Raw genomic sequence first — 17,396 nt, 5'->3', positions numbered from 1 at the left:
TTCAATTGTCTAAAGAATTAGGAAGACCCCATCCACGACTTGCGCAGATGGGGCTCGGATTTAGGGATTACTGAAGAACGACGCCGTAACGGTCGCTCAGCCAGTTGATCACAAAATCTTTTGCAGCTTGAGGGACATCAGTGGCACTCGCCATTGCTGTCTGTGCGGCCGCACCCGTCATTTGCGGGTAAACACCCAGACGTTTCGCTGAGATTTCAGCAAAGTCAGGACGCTCTTGAATGGCTGCGAAAGCCTTGGTGAAGGTCGCAATTGCGTCGTCTGGTGCGCCTGCTGGTAGGAACACCATTTTCTGCGCCGGGAATCCTGCGATGAAGAAGGCTTTCCATGCATCCCACTGCTCGCCAGAGGTTTCACAACCGTCTGTTGCTTCGCACACTTCTTTGAATGTCGGCATGTCAGGGAAGGTTGGGTCACGTACGATATTGCCATCGCGGTCGAGTGAACCGAATGAGAACCAAGGCACAGCCGTGCCCGCTTCAACCAGCGGCGTTACGCCAGACAAGAAAGACGAGGATGTTTGATAATCAATGTTGGCTTCGCCACGTTCAAACATCAGACGACCATCGCCGCGGCCTTCGATGCCGAAGACTGGCTCAACCTGTAGGCCAAGCATTTCCCAAGCCAAAAGCGGAACAAGATCGAGGCGTGTTGCACCTTGTGAGCCATAGATGAAATCTTCGCCTGCGATACCAGCGGCGCTGCCGCCATCACCCAACTGGCCTGCAAGATCGGTCGGCAGGTAAGCAACGCCACCTGTGCCAGATGCCAACACCACGTTCCAATCGCTATATTCATAACGTACGCGCGGATCGCTCAGCAGATATGGAAATTGCGTAGAGCCTGAAGAGCCAAAGATGGTTGTGCCATCTTCATATGTCATTTCCTGAAATGCGTTCGCGCCTTTTGTTGAACCAGCACCCGGGTTGAAGGTTACAACAACAGTTGGATTGCCCGGTAGCGCCTCGGACAGCAGGGGCGCATAGAAGTTTGCCCATTTCGCAGAGCCACCAGTTTCAGAGAATGGGATGATCCATTCGACAGTCTTTCCAGACAGGTCGATACCGTGACTATCAGCGGCAGCTTGCATGCCCACCAAAGCGGTCGAGAGCGCGAGCGCGCTCAGCGTTTTCTTAAGCATTTGTTTTCCTCCCAGAAGGACCTGCGCGGCCCCAAAATTAGAATCAGAAGCGCAAATAAGTCTCCTTGATGATCCCATCTTGCGGTGACATCCTTGCATGAACCTTGCATCTGGCAATTAACTTTCGAGGGAGGAGTTGGTCGTGCGTATCGTCGTCGTCGAAGATAATGTGTCGGTTGCGAAGGGTATTCGCTATTACCTGCAGGACGAAGGCCACGCTGTAGATGTGCTGCACGACGGGGGCGCCGCCCAGAGTTTTTTGAAAGACGACGATGGGGACATCGTGGTCATCGATATCAACCTACCCGAAGTTGATGGGCTGACCGTACTACGCCAGATGCGCGCCCGCGGGGATGCGCGGCCTGTGCTTTTACTGACCGCAAGGTCGGAAACCACGGACAAGGTAAAAGGCCTAGACGCGGGTGCGGATGACTACCTCAGCAAGCCGTTTGAAATGGACGAATTTGGCGCCCGCATTCGCGCCCTGTCACGGCGGGTTGGCGACAAACCTGTGAAGGTCACAAAGATAGGTGATCTAGAATTTGATCAGACCGCGCGTATGGTCAAAAGCGCTGATGGCACGCTCGATATTCCAAGGCGAGAGATTGCATTGTTCGAACGTCTTTTGATGGCCGAAGGGCGGATTGTGTCTAAACAGCTTCTTTTAGACAGTCTTTATGGCACTGGTGCGGATGTCGATGAACCCGTTGTTGAGGTTTATGTTTCGCGTTTGCGAAAACGCCTGCAGCCGTTTCGTGTGCAAATTATCGTCAAACGTGGTTTGGGGTATTTGATGCAGGCTACGCCATGAAAACGAGCCTGTCATTGCGGGGAAGGCTGACCTTGGTCATTCTGACACCGCTGATGGTTATTGCTATCGCTTTCGGTGCATGGGCTTATTTCGATGCGCAGGCTAATGCTGCCGAACGGTTTGATCGCTCGTTGCTTTCAACAGCGCTTGCGATCTCTCGGGACACGGCTGTGACGGGCGGCGATCTCCCTAGTGAAGAAACGCGCGACCTTTTGCGCGATACGTCAGGTGGCACCGTGTTTTACCATGTCTATGCGCCTGATGGAGTATTCGTGACGGGCTATGCCACGCCCCCTGTGCCGCCGGGTTCGGTTCCGATTGATGCAACTCAAACCTATTACGACGCGACATACCAAGGCGCGCCTATTCGCGCGCTAAGGTTTGTCCAAAACACATCGATCGATGGCTTGGCTGGTCCTTTTACATTTTCAGTTTGGCAACGTACCTCCGTTCGAGATGGGTACGTTCGCACCCGAACGGGGCCGGTTTTCCTTATTATCGCGTCCATGATCGGGGCGCTCGCGTTGATCGTATGGTTCGGTGTCGGTCGCGGTTTGGCGCCGCTCCTTGATTTAGAAGACGCAATCGCGCGGCGCTCTGTTACTGACTTGTCACCAATTAAGCGGAGCATCCCCGAAGAGGTCACAGGCATTGTCGGGCGTTTCAACGCTCTTGTCGGCGAGCTTTCGAAAACGCTTGAGGCGAAAAATGCGTTTATTTCTGATGCAGCACATCAGTTGCGCAATCCGATTGCTGGTGTGCAAAGCCTTGCGGAATCTGTGAATAACGCAAAAACGCTGGAAGACGCAAATGCGAGGTCAGAGGATTTGCTGATCGCTGCGCGCGAAGCGGGGCAATTGGCTAATAGCTTGCTAACACTTGATCGTGCGCAATCCACGTTGTCCCACAATACCAAACAGGTGTTTGAGCCGTTAGACATATTACGGATCATCAGCGAAAAATTCGAAGGCGAAGCAGAGAAGGCGGGTGTCCAGTTCCAATCAAACCTCGGTGCAGAAGGGATGGAGTTGGTTGGTGATCCGGTTATGTTTGAGCAAGCGATCCTAAATCTTTTGAACAATGCGCTCATTCATGGCGGCTCAAAACTGACCCAAATTCAGCTTTCAACACGTATGGAGGAAGAAAGCTTGAATGTGAGTATCAGCGATGACGGAAAAGGCATCGCCGAGAAAAATTTTGAACGCGCGCTTGGACGGTTCAGCCAAATTGGCCCAAGCGCGGGGTCAGGTCTTGGGCTGCCGATTGCCGCAGCGATCGTGTCATCCTTTGACGGTCAGATTGATATCGCGAACTCGGATTCTATCTTCTCGGTCAGCCTGCAGTTCCCGAAGCGCTCTTCGGCCTATTTGCAATAACGGGCCTTGAGCCTAAGCTTCTGCCCGATTTTTCCAGATTTCCCAGCCGATCGTAGCCCGCGCACCGACTTCGACCAGAGGGCGGGGCGGTAGTTGAACGGGACTGCCAAGGGCTTCAAGATCAAGGATCAACGGGTTTTCAACACCGCATGCCTTGTCCGCAATCAGCATGCCACTGATTGTTCCTTTGGTGACGCCGATGCCATTTTGGCAAGCTGCAATCCAGACATTGGGGGCAGGGTTGTCGAACATCGGTGCGCCGTTACGCGACATGCAGATATAACCGACCCATGAATTTTCGAACGTCACATCCCGCAAGCTGGGAAAGCGGTTCGCCAGTAGCGCCTTGTGGGTACGCGCAATCGCTTCAGTTTTGCGTGAAGCTACGTTCTGTCCCATCGCCACTTTGATGTCCTGCCGGATCAGGATGCGGCGGTCATTTGTGTAGCGCATAGTAATGCCACCAAATCCGTTGGCTGGGGTCAGCCCCCAAGGTTTTTCTACACCGAATTCCGATTGTTCGTCAGGTGATAAAGGACGTGTGAGGCTGGCGCTGAGAGCGAGGTGTACGAAGCGGTTCTTGCCGTAGCCGAATTGTTCGCTGAACCCGTTTGCCGCCAAGATCATACGCTGCGCGGAAACGGAGCCTCCTTGCGTCGATGCGTGAATCCCATTTGAATAATCAATTGCGATTATGGGTGAGTTTTCGAAGATCGATACGTTCGCGGGTAAAGTGTCGGCCAATCCACGTGTCAACGCGGCTGGGTTCATAAGAACGCAGCCGGGTGTATAAATCGCGCGGTGAAAATGTGTTGTGCCCAGCTTAGCGGCAAGAACGTCACTTTCGACCCACTCAAACGGTTCCCCTAATGCGGTCAACTCGTTTGCATAGGGTTCGAGCATTGCTTTGGAGCCCTCAGCTGTGACGGCTGCGTGATATTTCCCATCTCTGGACCAATCACATGCAATGCCCAGTTCACGTACATTCGTTTCCAGCGCTGCTGTCGCCGCTCGGGCAAGGCGCATGTAGCGATGCGACCCTTCCAGCTGATCAAGGTTTGAAGACGTCGTGTGCGGCAGATCAATTACGAAACCAGAGTTTCGGCCTGAAGCGTTTTCACCGCATATGCCAGCTTCGAGCAGGACGATGCTGTCGTTGGGACAGTTCTGCGCCAGCTGTCGCGCGGCGGCCAAGCCCGCATAGCCGCCACCGATGACGATCCAATCTGCCTTAATGTTTTGGGCAAGGCTGGCGTGGGGTGTGCGATGAGGTAGGATCGTACTCCATGCGTTTGTCTGATCATTGCGGGGCGTACGAGAAATGTTGAGTGTCATCCGTTAACGCCTTCCGCCCAATCAGCGGGCTGAATAGCGTAGAAAATTAACGCATCTTCGGCCTGATAGGTGACTTTGGTGCCGGCGGGGAGCCAGATGGTATAATAGCGATTGGCACTCAATGGGCCGGTGTCTGTTTGGACTGTAACCTGTCCTTCCAACACCAAAATGATTTCATCATATTGCACGGTCCAGTCGAAAGATGCGTTCTTCAACCGGCCGAATCCCGCCCCAAGTTTGCTGCCATCGTCGGTGCCGCACAGATGCGCGGCTTGGGCTTGTTCGCCATATTCAAAGCGCGGCTGGAAATCGGACTTGTCCCACTCCATTACGCGTGGCTGTGCTTTGATCATTTCCGGTCTCCCGCGGTTGAATTTCGGATAACGTACAATATTGATTGTTTCCAAACAACCCTGTATGGATTCGATATGAAGACCGTAGAAATCCGCACAGAATCCCCCTCAAAGCCTCAACTTGGCAGAGCTGATTGGCTCCGTGCTGCCATTGTGTGTTTCATGAATGAGGGAATCGATGCCGTCCAAATTACACGACTTGCGACTTCTATTGGTGCCAGTCGAGGCAGCTTCTATTGGCATTTCAAATCGCGCCAGGAATTGCTCGACGGGCTTTTGAACGAATGGTCCGCAGTCAACAGTCAACGGATCAAAGAGGTGCTCGATGAAGCAACCAGTTTGGACGTCGGCGTCTTGTCATTCTTCGCGATTTGGAATGATGCAGCCGTGTTCAACGCACCTCTGGAGCAAGCAGTCCGCGATTGGGCCCGCTTGGATGACAAGGTGCTCGCAGCGGTGCGTGCTGAGGATGCCAACCGTGTCGCTGTCATAACGCAGCTATTCCATCGGTTCGACTATGATCCGCAGGAAGCAGAGGTGCGTGCGCGGGTGCTGTACTTTGCTCAGGTGGGGTATGTCGCAATGAACCCCAATGAGGCCGAAGCGGAGCGCATGTCGAGGCTCGAAAATTATTTTCTCACATTTACGGGTAGGGTGCTCAGCGCAGATGTTGCGACTTCGTTTCGCCATGACCTGAGTGCGTTTACCTAAAACATTTTGAACAGGGGTTGATATGCAAAACGAAAACAAGCGCCGTAGGATGGGTGGACGCCGACGCGCGCAATCAGATGCAGTCAATCCAGTCCGCGAAACGAACTACATAAACCTGCGGCATCCGTTTCAGCCACAAGCGGTTTTTTCTGATGATGAAGTGGCAAACATTCACGACACAGCTTTGCGGGTGATCGAAGAGCTGGGCATCAAAGTCTTGTTACCCGAGGCCCGAGAAATATTCGAAAAAGCTGGTGCGCGCGTCAAAGACGACATGGTGTTTATTGGCCGCGATATTGTAACGGCTGCTTTGCAAACAGCTCCTGCGTCTATTTCTCTACGCGCGATCAACCCTGCGCGAGAACAGAAATATGAGAACGGGGCGATGCTGTTCATGGCAGGTGCAGGGTGCCCCAATGTGACTGACCTAAAACGAGGTCGCAGGCCGGGTGATCTGGAGGCCTATGTCGAGACGCTCAAGCTCGCCCAGACATATGATGTCATCCATATGTTGGGACCGAGTGTCGAGCCGCAGGACGTTCCGATACAGTTTCGTCATTATGAGATGATGCGGGCGCAATTGATCAACTGTGACAAGCCTCTGTTTATTTATTCCCGTGGATCCGAACAAGTCCGTGATAGTTTTGAAATGATCCGCCTCGCGTTTAACCTGTCTGAAGACGATTTTACCGATGGCGTTTGGGGCACGACCGTTATCAATTCAAATTCACCGCGGATGTTGGATAATCCAATGGCGCAAGGGCTGATTGATTTCGCCCGAGCGGGTCAGATGTCGATCATTACGCCTTTCTGTTTGGCTGGCGCGATGGCTCCGATCACGATTGCTGGTGCGCTCGCTTTGCAGCATTCAGAAGCGCTTGCTGGCATCACATTGGCGCAATTGAGTCGCACAGGAGCACCAATCAGCTACGGCGGGTTCAGCTCGAATGTAGATATGAAATCCGGCTCGCCGGCGTTTGGAACACCAGAACATGTCAAAATGCAGATCGGTGCAGGTCAATTGGCCCGCTACATTGGCTTGCCTTGGCGTTCTGGGACAGGCGCAGCGTCGAATGCTGCGGATATGCAAGCTGCGAATGAGACCAATATGGCGCTGTGGGGCGGGGCGATGGCCAATGCGACATTAACTGTCCATGCAGCGGGTTGGTTAGAGGGTGGATTGAGCTTCGGCTATGAGAAGTTCATAAACGACATCGAAGCCCTCCAATCATTGGCCGAGATGTGCACAAAGCCCGTCGGAAACGATGCAGAAATCGGGTTCGATGCTATTGCCGAAATCGATCCAGGCGGGCATTTCTTTGCTACGCAGCACACGATGGATCGGTATCAATCGGCATTTTATGCGCCGCTTGTTTCGGACCTGACGAACTTTGGCGCTTGGACTGAAGCTGGCGCTAAGACGGCAACTGAACGTGCTACGGATATCTGGACCAAGAACCTAGAAGAATTTCGTACCCCTGCGCATGGTGATACCGCTGCAGATAATATCGGGGCGTTCATTGAGCGACGCAAAGAAGAAGGCGGCGCTTTCCCACAAGAATAGCCTCATGCGACAAATCGGTCAGCTGGTCGTATCGCTCAGACCTCCGAAGTAATGATACCTAGGTGGACTGCCTGATGATGAGCGAAGTCTCAATGAGATGAGGCTCGGGTACAGTTTGATGTTCCACCCACTCAAAGACTGCATCGGCTGTTCGAATACCCATTTCAACTGCAGGTAAATGGATTGTGGTGATGGAAGGAAAGGCGCTGGCCGACGACGGCAGATCATCAATACCCATCAATGACATATCTTGCGGCACTCGGATGCCACGTCGTTGAAGCTCAAACAATGCACCTAGTGCGAGGACATCAGAAAGACAGAGTATCGCGGTTGTTTCCGGCGCTGTGCTGAGCAACTCGTTGACTGCGTTCTCAGCACCTTTCAATGTTAAATCGGTTTCAAAATTGTGAAGTTTAGCCTTTTCATGCAGACCGGACAAACGTGCTCGCATCCTGTCATGGTGCTCGGTTGGTCCATGAAGAACCGCAATTTGCAGATGATCTTTTTCGATCAAAAAGTCTTCTGCCATGCGAGCCGCAGCAGCATTGTCATATCCGATTGTCGGGTAGTGATAATTTGGATCAAAGAATGAAGTCACAACAGTTGGCATGCGGGTCCGCACAATCAGTTGTTCGAATGCATCGCTATGAGTAACCCCAGAAACAATGAGGGCTTCGGCGCCGATATTCACGAGCCTCTGCGCCTTTTCCGCTTCTAGGTCAGGATCACCATCGGTTGTTGCGATCACAAGTGACAAACCATGTTCACCCAGCTTGGATTCAAGAGCGCCTAAAAATCTTGCGAAAATCGCATTGTCTAAGGTTGGCACCAAGGCGCCGACAACGTGTGAGCGACCCGAATTAATAGACCGCGCCGCGGCACTTGGGACAAAGTGCAAATGATCGATTGCCGCTTGCACCGCTTGGCGAGTCGTTTTCGAAACGCGGTCAGGTGTATTCAGCACACGAGAGACAGTTGCAACGGAAACACCCGATGCTTTTGCAACGTCGCGCAGGTTGGCTTTTTTCTTATTTTCCAACACCATTTTGTGCATCTCTCCAAGCTTACGCTAACTTTCTAGCCTTTTTTCTTGACATATGTAACTAGTTTCAACAACCATGTAACCAGTTACATCACCAAGGCGACTCCAGAAATGTATGGATATCAACTTATTCAAGCTTGTGACAGCATTGGGCTGAACTCGCCTCAAAGATCCTTTCCGGGGTTCGCGAAACGAACCAGCGCCAATGTCCATACGATTGCCCCCCGCGATGTGCAGCGCATTGATATGAAGGTCGGCGACCTGATCAGCTTTTTGGATGTTTTTGACGGCGATTGTCTTCATGTATTTGCCTTTGACACAAAAGGCAGAGATGCGTTGTCCGACCTTGGGCTAACGGCAAATCAAACGCTCAATAGCAAGCAAATCGATGCTCAGGCTCTAATGGGCTGGGTGTCCGCAAATGGGGGTGACGCAGACGCGGCGATTCCGGTTTCTGTCTTGAGTGATTTTGACGAACAAGTCGTTCTCAAGACGCAGGCGGCACTTACCCTTTGGGTTGCGCGCCCTGTTGACGCAGAAACATTTGTAGCGGGTAGCAATTGTGGATTGATCACGGTTACGCACCAACCTGCAAATCCGCCAAAGATTAACTTACCACCCGAACTGGGCGATGTGCGTGATGAGTTCACCGTGTCGCGCGGCACGGGGATGGCTTACGAGGTCAAAAAGGGTGAGTATTTTCAGATCATCGACGTGGAAGGACAGCAATGTTCTGATTTTGTGGCCTTTCGCACGAGAGGTTTGGATCGCGGTGAAGAACGGATGATCGATGGCACAGCATCGCGGTCAATGTCGCGGCGCGCTTTTCCAACGCCGGGTTTGTTCGATAAGTATTTTGATCAAGACGTACGCCCGCTTATGAACGTGATACAAGATACATGCGGGCGACATGATACGTTCGGTTTGGCATGTACTGCGCGCGTTTATGAAGAACGCGGGTTTCCCGGGCATGTGAATTGTTCCGATAATATTTCGAACGCGCTTTCGCCTTATGGCGTGAAAGCGAGGCCGGGATGGCCCGCGATAAATTTCTTCTGGAACACGTGGGTCGATCATCATGCCCATCACTACATGACCGAAGAAAGCCACTCTCGGCCAAACGATTATGTCGTGATGCGTGCAATGGACGATCTTGTTTGTGCATCAACCGCATGTCCTGACGAAATTGATCCGGTGAACGGTTGGAATCCCACCGACATTCATGTGCGCATTTACAGGCCTGATACACCAATCCGCCGCGCCGTTGCGTACCGACAGAAGGAAGATTCAACCATGGCGATCAGCCAAGAGTCCGCATTTCATGAGCGGCTAGCGCCTTTGACCAACCATTTTGCGCCAGCACGGGACCTTTGGGCCCCTGTGAATTTCCCATCGACGGGAACGTTGGGAGAATACTGGGCGTGCCGCAACGCTGTCACCGTTCAGGACATGAGCGGATTGCGTAAGTACGATATTGTCGGGCCTGATGCGGAAAAATTGTTGCAACTCGCGACGACACGCAATGTTGCAAAGCTGGCTCAGTGGCGTGGGTCTTACACACTGATGTGTGACGAAACTGGCGCTGTCATCGATGACGGTACATTGTTTCGCCTCGGCGAGCATCTGTTCCGGTGGTGCTGCGGCACGGAAGAAAGCGGGCGTGTTTTGACGTCCCTTGCTACGGAGCACAATTTGCATGTGCGCGTGCATGCATTGCAAAATTCGATGCCCAATCTCGCGATCCAAGGTCCAAAATCCAGAGATTTGCTCAAGAAGATTGTTTTCACTCAGCCTCATGTTCCTGCCTTGGAACATCTCAAGTGGTTTGGTGTCACGGTCGCACGTCTGGGCGATCGGGATGGCGCACCATTCATGTTGGCGCGCTCCGGGTATACCGGCGAGCTGGGGTATGAAATTTTCTGCGCCAAAGCTGATGCACTGGTGATTTGGGACGCAGTCATGGACGCGGGCGAAGAATATGGCGTCACGCCCATGGGAAATGAAGCGCTTGAGACCATTCGCATCGAAGCAGGTCTTGCAGCCGCAGGCTCTGAATTTGCGCCCGGTGTTGATGCCTTTGAGGCGGGCCTTGGTTTTGCCGTTGATATGAACAAACCGTCATTCACCGGCAAATCGGCGCTTGAACGCAACGCAAAGGCCCCGCGCCAAGTTCTCAAGGGTCTCTTGTTAAAGGGTGATGATGTTCCAGCGCATGGCGCGCCAGTTTGGGCTGGAGAACGGCAAATCGGTGTCGTGACGTCCGCTACGCGGTCTCCCACGCTCGAACATGCAATCGCGATCGCGCGGATATCCGTCGAATTTGCAGACAACGAGACACAGCTAGAAATCGGCCAGCTCGATGGACGCATGAAGCGCCTAGGAGCAAGTGTCGCAGACATTCCATTCATAGATCCGCAACGAAAGCGGGCGCGTGCATAACTCAACCAACTAGGAGTCAAAAAATGAAAATTCTCAAAAGTCTGACAGTTACATTGGCCATGTCTCTTGCCGGGACCACGGCAATGGCACAAGAAAAAGTCATGATCGGCGATCCCACTTGGCCGGGCGCTACGATCATGGCCAACATTATCAAGAACGTGATTGAAACGCGCCTTGGTTCTGAAGCAGGCATTGCGACAGGTACCAATGCGGTGATCTTCGCGTCGATGGATGGTGGCCGTGGCGACATCGATGTGCATCCAGATGTTTGGTTGCCCAATCAATCATCGTTCACAAAGGAATACGTTGACGCAAACAAAACCGTTAGCCTGTCTTCTGGTAGCTACGAAGGTCGTTCCGGTATCTGCGTTCCCAACTACATGGTCGAAGAACACAACATCAAATCGATCTTTGATCTCGCAACGCCAAACGCTCAAGAGTTGTTTGATACAGATGGCGATGGCATGGGTGAAGTGTGGGTCGGATCACCAGGTGCTGCCTCCAAAAACACGTTTTTGGTTCGCGTCCGCGACTATGGCATTGAGTCATTCCTAGAGCCGACCATCGAAGATGAAGCGATCTATTTCGCGCGTCTCAAAGATCTCATTGCCGAGAAAAAGGGCGCTGCATTCTATTGCTACACGCCACACTACGTTCATGCGCTCTATGATCTCACCATTCTTGAAGAACCAGAGCACAATCCGGACACATACGTCATGGTACAGCCAAATGAGGATGCGGACTGGTATGCGAAATCCAACGTAGACAGCGGTGAGATCGTCAAGACTGTGACAGTTGCCTACTCTAACACGCTCAACGAACGTAACCCAGCTGTGGCGTCTTTCTTGTCAAAGATTGACATGGATGCAGGCGAGCTGGGCCTGCTGACTTTCAAAGTTGTCGCTGAAGGCGGCGAAATGGAAGAAGTGGTTTCAACTTGGGTCGAAGAAAACACTGAAACAGTCGACGGCTGGTTGGGCCTGAACTGATCAATCCGATGCAATAGCAACATGTTCGGCGGCATTCGTCGCCGAACGATCTAAACAGGCAGGGGCGGAATGACACAAGAAATAGCAATCGATGCACGCGGTGTCTGGAAGGTTTTCGGAGCGCGGGCAGAAGAGGCCCTAAAGGCGATTCACGCTGAGGGGCTTGGCAAGCCTGAGGTATTAGAACGCTTTAATTGTGTCGTTGGTGTCGCCGATGCGAGTTTCCAGATCAAGCGCGGAGAGCTGTTCTGCGTGATGGGTTTGTCGGGTTCGGGGAAGTCAACATTGGTGCGCCATGTGAACCGTTTGCTGGAACCAACAGCTGGGGAAATTCTGATCGGTGGCGACGATGTCATGGGTTTGAATGCCGAAGGCCTGCGCGACTTGCGCAATCGCCGCGTTGCAATGGTGTTCCAGAACTTTGGGTTGATGCCGCATCGCTCAGTACGCGACAACGTCGCGATGCCGCTTGAAATTCGCGGCACTGGTAAGGCTCGTCGCTGGGAAGAAGCTGACCGCGTTCTTGAGTTAGTGGAATTGAAGGGCTGGGAAGACAAATATGCGCACGAACTTTCGGGTGGCATGCAGCAAAGGGTCGGATTGGCCCGCGCCATTGCTTCTGATCCCGAAATTCTGTTGATGGACGAACCGTTCTCGGCACTCGACCCGCTTATTCGCAAGCAGTTGCAAGATCAGTTCATGGAACTTAGCCGATCATTGAACAAAACAACAATGTTCATCACCCATGATTTGGACGAAGCCATTCGAATTGGTCATCGAATTGCGATCATGAAAGATGGGCGGATTGTACAGATCGGAACGCCAGAAGAAATTGTTCTAAATCCTGTCGATGACTATGTCGCGGATTTCGTCGCGGGGATTTCGAAATTGCATATGGTCTTTGCAGACTCCGTTATGACTTCGGTTGCAGAACATGAGGCAATTCGCGGTCCCCTTCCAAAGGATGCAAAAACGGCCCATCCGAAGATGGACTTGGACGGCTTGATGACGCTGTGCGCCGAAGGCGACGGGATCGTCAAAGTAGTCGACGATGGGAAAACCGTGGGTGTCATTACCCGTACGGATCTTATCCGCGCAATCCAGAAAAATCAGGTCTAAGGAACGCAATATGTCAGATATTAAGCCTGAAACAGCCGAACGTATCGGCAATTTGGTTGAAGAGTTCGTCGGCCAAAGTGCGGGGTACTACCGGAAAACATTCGCCTACATGCTGCAAGCTTCTGGCTACCGTTTTACCTTCAATATTGCCGCGGCTGTATTCGGTCCGATCTGGTTTGGGGCACGGGGGCTATGGTCCTGGTTCTTGGGATTCATGCTGCTCGAAACATTCGCGTTTATCCAGATCGGCACGGGTTTGTTCGGCGATCTTGGCCGAGAGGCACGTCTTCGTGCTGCTAAAATTGGCGAAACTCTGGACCTTCGTCGCCAACAGATCGAGGCCGCCGAAAAATCTGGTGCGTCCTCTCTGGAATCTTTGAAACGCGCGACGGCCTCTCTGGAAGAAGCGTTCATTAAAGCACAAGACACCGCCGCGCAGGCAGATGCCGGTGGTCTCACCTATATCATGTTTGGTCTCGCGCTCTTGATCGTGTTCAAGCTTATCACAGGGGCCATAGCGAACTGGACATTGGAAGCTCAGTTTGCGCGCTGGCGCTCTGATAGCTCCGTTGCCAGCGGCTGGTTGGCTTCCCGTTGTTTGGTTGCTGCTAGCATCTTTATTGGGATTGTTGTCGCGTCCACCATCCGGTTCGCGCAGCCCGATGCCTTCTCAATATTAAGCGCCTTCCCAACCAATCGCGATTGGCGGCTGAACGTAGGTGACGGGGTGCAGGTAGGCTTTGATTGGACCAAAACCCACGGACGCGGCTTTTTTGACAGCATCACTTTCGGAATGCGAACGCTTCTGGATTGGATCGAAGTCGTGCTTGTGCAAACACCTTGGCCAGTAGTGGGTTTGGTGATCGTGCTTCTGGCGTACCTCAGCGCGGGCCCTCGTGTTGCGATTTTCACATGTGCCGCGCTTGCCTATCTTGGTTTGCTCGACTTTTGGGAAAAAGCCATGACGACAATTGCGTTGCTTGGCGCGGCTGCCCTGATTTCGATCACGCTTGGTATCCCACTGGGCATTTTCTGTGCACGCCGTCCGAAGGTCTTTGCAATCGTACGCCCTATTCTAGATTTCATGCAATCGATGCCAAGCTTTGTCTACTTGATCCCGGTGGTGGCCTTCATCGGCGCAGGTAAGCCGGCAGGTGTTGTGGCAACGATGATCTTTGGTAGCCCGCCTGTTATTCGCTTCACGGTTCTGGGTTTGCAGCAGGTGCCCGATACGGTCCGCGAAGCTGCGCTCGCCTTTGGTGCCACGCCGCGATACTTGCTGTGGCGTGTAGATTTGCCGTTGGCCTCAAAAACGATCATGGCAGGGGTGAACCAGACGATCCTGATGTCCCTTGCCATGGTGGTCGTAGCGTCTCTTATCGGCGCCAAGGGACTTGGTGAGGACGTTCTCGAAGCACTGCAATACGCGGCCGCTGGTCAGGGTATTCTGGCTGGTCTCGCTATTCTGTTCTGTGCCTTGATTCTGGATCGGATTGTTGCTGGCAAAAACTGACTAAGTGCTCAAGGAACTGATCTAGTGGTTTGATCTGCGATACGTTCACTATCGCAAGCCAAAGATTGTTGATGGCGAGGATAATTTCGAAGCTGGGTTGGTCAAAGTAACTTGCAAACATAAAGACCAAGACCAGCAAAACGGTATTAATATCTGCTCCTGTGCGTCCTGTCATCAGGCGTTGGATCAACTCGTTGGCCCAGTCAAGGTAACGGCTCAAATTATTCCAATCATCGCAGTAGGGTGCTGCATTCTATAGCACGTCAAAAATAATTCGTCCTGATGTCTTGTCAGGGATCCGTTTTGTGTTTCTTCCTTAAAGAAACGGGTGAAGGCTTTGTGCAGATGCCTGGATCAGAGAAGCCTGTCGGGTCGATAAGGACGTTTAGGAAATGTTTCTTCCAGTTGATAACGCTCAACACGAAAGTGATCTGCCAAAAAACTGCACGTTTGCACCAAACGATTGGCACATCTTGGCAGGCTTTTGGCATCCGGTCGCGTTTGTCCATGACATCAAGGATGTCCCTGTGCCTGCACGGCTCTTGGATGTCGATCTCGTCATCTGGCGCACGCAAGACGGCATATCTGTTGCACGCGATCTGTGCCCCCATCGTGGCACGCGGTTAAGTGCGGGCCGGATCGACGATGGTCAGCTGATTTGCCCCATGCATGGGCTGCACTTTGATGGTGCGGGACACTGCACAAAAATCCCATCCAACCCCGACCAAGACGCACGCGTGTCACCGCGCCTTCGCCTTCAATCATTACTGGTCCAAGAACGCTATGGGATCGTCTGGACCTGTCTAGTACAGACCCCGACCTGGCCGTTGCCAGACTGGCCGGGGATCGGGGACGACACCCTTAAAAAGGTATTCGTACCCTCAGGCACATGGGCTGCCGCCGCCAGCCGTCATGTGGAAAACTTCAATGACGTTGCGCATTTTCCATGGGTCCATGTGAACACGTTCGGCGGCGACGAAAACGATCGTGTTCCGCCGTATGATGTGCATGCCACCGACCATGGGCTGACGTTTGATCTGGGCTATGAGGAAGGATTCAATCGTTTTCCTGACGATGTCCCCGGCGACACCCGCCATGTCGTTTATAGTTATGAGTTAACGTTTCCGTTTTCGACGATTATCATAATCCGCCCCAATGACAGTTGGTACGTTCAGTATTTTGCGGACACCGTTTGTCCCGTCTCCGCCCATGAAACGCGGATTTTTCAGGTGGCGACGGATACGACAGGTGCACCGGATGAGGACTTCCTGATCAAGGAAAGTTTGATGATCAACGATGAGGACAAGCACTTGGTGGAAAACCAGCACCCCGAGGATTTGCCGCTTGGGATCATGGATGAGGTGCATATTCCAGCGGACCGTATGTCGGTGGCTTACCGGCGCGCTCTGGTGGAGAAATTTGGCCTCGGCGCGCGGTTGAGCAGTTAGGATAAGGGCATGGGTGAAACTGAAGACCTGAAACATTTGCGCCGCGCCATTGCTCTGGCGGATGAAGCTGTGACAGAGGGGAATCACCCTTTTGGAGCGGTGTTGGTCTCGGCTCAGGGCGAGGTATTGTTAGAGGGCAAAAATAGTCATCTGGTTGATCGCGGACCCGGACACGCAGAGACCAATCTAGCCCGCGAGGCTGCTCGTACGTTGGATATAGAAACCTTACGCGGGGCCACTTTGTACACCTCGGTCGAGCCCTGTTCGATGTGTTCAGGCACCATATATTGGGCAGAAATCGGTTGTGTTGTGTTCGGCATGACAGAGCATCGGTTGGCCGAACTCACTGGCGATGATCCTGAAAACCCAACGCAGAACTTAGATTGTCGCACAATCTTTGCATCTGGCCGTCGTGTCGTGGATGTGAGGGGGCCTTTTGCCAGCCTTGAGGACCAGATTGAGGCGCAGCACACAGGGTTTTGGGGCAAGGATAGATCGTCGTGATGGCAGTGGAAATTCAGTTGGGCGGGGTGTTTGACCTAGAAAGTTTTGCCGATTGGATATGCCATCGCGCGCGATTGTTGGATTTGGTCGGAGCGGTGACCGCACAAGGCAATACGGAAATTCGGATACTGGTACAGGGTCCGCAGCCCTTGCTTGATGCGATGGAGATGGCCTGCAGTCTCGGCCCGATGAATGCAAATGTGCAGAGAATCGAAGTTGAACCTAGAGCGGTCAGTCACCGGCTGAATGACTTTCAGGTTCTCTAACCATTCGTGGCGAGCGCCCTTTATTTGATCATTTGTCTATTTTTAAAGCAAAACGCTTGGAGGCAATCCGGTTTCTCGCGCCGCATCGCTTTTCTTAGCCTCAAAAATCGGCAGCATCAAACCAAAGGGGACTGGGGTGAAGATGCGAACGAAACCAGTGGGATTATTGCGCGACCTCGGCCCAAAGCGGGTGATGCGGGCGCAAGTGGGCGGTCAGGACCTAGTGATCTGGCGCGCAAGCAATGGCGATATTTCAGCTTGGGACAATCGATGTCCCCATCGCGGTATGGCGCTAAGCCATGGGTTCGTGCGCGGAAACGATCTCGCATGTCTCTATCATGGCTGGCACTATGGCAGTAAGGGCGTGTGCCGCTACATACCCGCCCATCCAGAATTGGAACCACCGGCGACGATCAAGACAACGGTGTTTTCAGTGGTCGTTGCGGATGGGGTGATTTGGGTGAGTACCGAGGGCGCCGCGCAGCCAGCGTCGGTTCCGATAGCCAGCCAGCCTTTGCGCAGTTTCCATGTTGAAACCACGTCAGAGGGCCTCATGCACGGGTGCAGCACAGTCGCTTTTGCAGGGGCTGTGCCTGAGCAAATCAAACACGGACATTATCAATTGGGCCCGCGGCAGGTTGTACTGCTGGAAAACCCACTGGAGGCGGGCCAGATTCAAATCACAGCGCTTGTTGATGCAGATGCGCAACCAGAAGATTGTGTAGCTCTATCGCGTTGGTGCGACGCCGTGCGGCGCACGGTCCAGA

16 protein-coding genes are annotated in these 17,396 nt (G+C 53.0%); 12 read left to right on the top strand and 4 right to left on the bottom strand.

Annotation, left to right across the window (positions count from 1 at the left end; translation table 11 throughout):
- Positions 1 to 67: 67 nt before the first annotated feature.
- Positions 68 to 1,159 carry a tricarboxylate transporter gene (locus ABJQ89_RS20850; protein WP_348498074.1) on the bottom strand — a complete coding sequence of 364 codons (1,092 nt, stop codon included), beginning with the start codon at positions 1,157 to 1,159 and terminating at the stop codon, positions 68 to 70.
- 142 nt (positions 1,160 to 1,301) lie between these two features.
- On the opposite strand from ABJQ89_RS20850, the gene ABJQ89_RS20845 reads away from it, so the two are divergent.
- Together ABJQ89_RS20845 and ABJQ89_RS20840 are read left to right on the top strand one after the other, a co-directional pair.
- Positions 1,302 to 1,970: a response regulator transcription factor gene (locus ABJQ89_RS20845; protein WP_348498073.1), complete on the top strand. Its 669-nt coding sequence runs from the start codon at positions 1,302 to 1,304 to the stop codon at positions 1,968 to 1,970.
- The gene (locus ABJQ89_RS20840; RefSeq protein WP_348498072.1) at positions 1,967 to 3,346 is read left to right on the top strand and encodes a sensor histidine kinase; all 1,380 of its coding nucleotides are present in this window, start codon (positions 1,967 to 1,969) and stop codon (positions 3,344 to 3,346) included. Before ABJQ89_RS20845 ends, ABJQ89_RS20840 begins: the two co-directional genes overlap by 4 nt.
- Positions 3,347 to 3,358: 12 nt before the next feature.
- On the opposite strand, the gene ABJQ89_RS20835 is transcribed toward ABJQ89_RS20840, so the two are convergent.
- Both ABJQ89_RS20835 and ABJQ89_RS20830 read right to left on the bottom strand, forming a co-directional pair.
- Positions 3,359 to 4,681 carry an FAD-binding oxidoreductase gene (locus ABJQ89_RS20835; RefSeq protein ID WP_348498071.1) on the bottom strand — a complete coding sequence of 441 codons (1,323 nt, stop codon included), beginning with the start codon at positions 4,679 to 4,681 and terminating at the stop codon, positions 3,359 to 3,361.
- Positions 4,678 to 5,034, bottom strand: coding sequence for an ethanolamine utilization protein EutQ (locus tag ABJQ89_RS20830; protein ID WP_348498070.1), 357 nt, complete (start codon positions 5,032 to 5,034; stop codon positions 4,678 to 4,680). The genes ABJQ89_RS20835 and ABJQ89_RS20830 overlap by 4 nt, the downstream gene beginning before the upstream one ends.
- A gap of 75 nt (positions 5,035 to 5,109) precedes the next feature.
- Here ABJQ89_RS20830 and ABJQ89_RS20825 point away from each other — a divergent pair, with 75 nt between their 5' ends.
- On the top strand, positions 5,110 to 5,745 hold the full coding sequence (locus ABJQ89_RS20825; protein ID WP_348498069.1) for a TetR/AcrR family transcriptional regulator: 636 nt from the start codon (positions 5,110 to 5,112) through the stop codon (positions 5,743 to 5,745).
- A gap of 22 nt (positions 5,746 to 5,767) precedes the next feature.
- Positions 5,768 to 7,309 carry a trimethylamine methyltransferase family protein gene (locus tag ABJQ89_RS20820; protein WP_348498068.1) on the top strand — a complete coding sequence of 514 codons (1,542 nt, stop codon included), beginning with the start codon at positions 5,768 to 5,770 and terminating at the stop codon, positions 7,307 to 7,309.
- A gap of 58 nt (positions 7,310 to 7,367) precedes the next feature.
- Here ABJQ89_RS20820 and ABJQ89_RS20815 read toward each other — a convergent pair whose 3' ends face one another.
- On the bottom strand, positions 7,368 to 8,354 hold the full coding sequence (locus ABJQ89_RS20815; protein ID WP_348498067.1) for a LacI family DNA-binding transcriptional regulator: 987 nt from the start codon (positions 8,352 to 8,354) through the stop codon (positions 7,368 to 7,370).
- A gap of 108 nt (positions 8,355 to 8,462) precedes the next feature.
- On the opposite strand from ABJQ89_RS20815, the gene ABJQ89_RS20810 reads away from it, so the two are divergent.
- The 8 genes from ABJQ89_RS20810 to ABJQ89_RS20775 all read left to right on the top strand — a co-directional run.
- Positions 8,463 to 10,790, top strand: a complete 2,328-nt coding sequence (locus ABJQ89_RS20810) for a DUF1989 domain-containing protein (RefSeq protein ID WP_348498066.1) — start codon at positions 8,463 to 8,465, stop codon at positions 10,788 to 10,790.
- Between the two features lie 23 nt (positions 10,791 to 10,813).
- The gene (locus tag ABJQ89_RS20805) at positions 10,814 to 11,779 is read left to right on the top strand and encodes a glycine betaine ABC transporter substrate-binding protein (RefSeq protein WP_348498065.1); all 966 of its coding nucleotides are present in this window, start codon (positions 10,814 to 10,816) and stop codon (positions 11,777 to 11,779) included.
- A 69-nt stretch (positions 11,780 to 11,848) separates the two neighbouring features.
- The gene (locus ABJQ89_RS20800) at positions 11,849 to 12,898 is read left to right on the top strand and encodes a betaine/proline/choline family ABC transporter ATP-binding protein (protein WP_348498064.1); all 1,050 of its coding nucleotides are present in this window, start codon (positions 11,849 to 11,851) and stop codon (positions 12,896 to 12,898) included.
- Positions 12,899 to 12,908: 10 nt separating this feature from the next.
- The gene (locus ABJQ89_RS20795; protein WP_348498063.1) at positions 12,909 to 14,411 is read left to right on the top strand and encodes an ABC transporter permease subunit; all 1,503 of its coding nucleotides are present in this window, start codon (positions 12,909 to 12,911) and stop codon (positions 14,409 to 14,411) included.
- 392 nt (positions 14,412 to 14,803) lie between these two features.
- Positions 14,804 to 15,859 carry an aromatic ring-hydroxylating dioxygenase subunit alpha gene (locus ABJQ89_RS20790; RefSeq protein WP_348498062.1) on the top strand — a complete coding sequence of 352 codons (1,056 nt, stop codon included), beginning with the start codon at positions 14,804 to 14,806 and terminating at the stop codon, positions 15,857 to 15,859.
- Positions 15,860 to 15,868: 9 nt separating this feature from the next.
- The gene (locus ABJQ89_RS20785; RefSeq protein ID WP_348498061.1) at positions 15,869 to 16,363 is read left to right on the top strand and encodes a nucleoside deaminase; all 495 of its coding nucleotides are present in this window, start codon (positions 15,869 to 15,871) and stop codon (positions 16,361 to 16,363) included.
- The gene (locus ABJQ89_RS20780) at positions 16,363 to 16,629 is read left to right on the top strand and encodes an acylphosphatase (RefSeq protein ID WP_348498060.1); all 267 of its coding nucleotides are present in this window, start codon (positions 16,363 to 16,365) and stop codon (positions 16,627 to 16,629) included. Before ABJQ89_RS20785 ends, ABJQ89_RS20780 begins: the two co-directional genes overlap by 1 nt.
- A gap of 142 nt (positions 16,630 to 16,771) precedes the next feature.
- Positions 16,772 to 17,396: Rieske 2Fe-2S domain-containing protein (locus tag ABJQ89_RS20775; RefSeq protein ID WP_348498059.1), on the top strand; the 625-nt coding region annotated here is incomplete at its 3' end.

This window comes from Planktotalea sp. (genome assembly GCF_039984035.1).
Classification (GTDB): domain Bacteria; phylum Pseudomonadota; class Alphaproteobacteria; order Rhodobacterales; family Rhodobacteraceae; genus Planktotalea.
Note: the sequence above shows the minus strand (reverse complement) of the source record. Positions and strands in the feature narration are given on the sequence as shown.

Bases quoted from the DNA above. Each gene is read 5' to 3' on its own strand.
- ABJQ89_RS20835 (WP_348498071.1), bottom strand. From the start codon at position 4,681: ATGACACTCAACATTTCTCGTACGCCCCGCAATGATCAGACAAACGCA.
- ABJQ89_RS20840 (WP_348498072.1), top strand. From the start codon at position 1,967: ATGAAAACGAGCCTGTCATTGCGGGGAAGGCTGACCTTGGTCATTCTG.
- ABJQ89_RS20850 (WP_348498074.1), bottom strand. From the start codon at position 1,159: ATGCTTAAGAAAACGCTGAGCGCGCTCGCGCTCTCGACCGCTTTGGTG.
- ABJQ89_RS20795 (WP_348498063.1), top strand. From the start codon at position 12,909: ATGTCAGATATTAAGCCTGAAACAGCCGAACGTATCGGCAATTTGGTT.
- ABJQ89_RS20785 (WP_348498061.1), top strand. From the start codon at position 15,869: ATGGGTGAAACTGAAGACCTGAAACATTTGCGCCGCGCCATTGCTCTG.
- ABJQ89_RS20800 (WP_348498064.1), top strand. From the start codon at position 11,849: ATGACACAAGAAATAGCAATCGATGCACGCGGTGTCTGGAAGGTTTTC.
- ABJQ89_RS20825 (WP_348498069.1), top strand. From the start codon at position 5,110: ATGAAGACCGTAGAAATCCGCACAGAATCCCCCTCAAAGCCTCAACTT.
- ABJQ89_RS20780 (WP_348498060.1), top strand. From the start codon at position 16,363: ATGGCAGTGGAAATTCAGTTGGGCGGGGTGTTTGACCTAGAAAGTTTT.
- ABJQ89_RS20810 (WP_348498066.1), top strand. From the start codon at position 8,463: ATGTATGGATATCAACTTATTCAAGCTTGTGACAGCATTGGGCTGAAC.
- ABJQ89_RS20790 (WP_348498062.1), top strand. From the start codon at position 14,804: ATGTTTCTTCCAGTTGATAACGCTCAACACGAAAGTGATCTGCCAAAA.
- ABJQ89_RS20820 (WP_348498068.1), top strand. From the start codon at position 5,768: ATGCAAAACGAAAACAAGCGCCGTAGGATGGGTGGACGCCGACGCGCG.
- ABJQ89_RS20830 (WP_348498070.1), bottom strand. From the start codon at position 5,034: ATGATCAAAGCACAGCCACGCGTAATGGAGTGGGACAAGTCCGATTTC.
- ABJQ89_RS20815 (WP_348498067.1), bottom strand. From the start codon at position 8,354: ATGGTGTTGGAAAATAAGAAAAAAGCCAACCTGCGCGACGTTGCAAAA.
- ABJQ89_RS20805 (WP_348498065.1), top strand. From the start codon at position 10,814: ATGAAAATTCTCAAAAGTCTGACAGTTACATTGGCCATGTCTCTTGCC.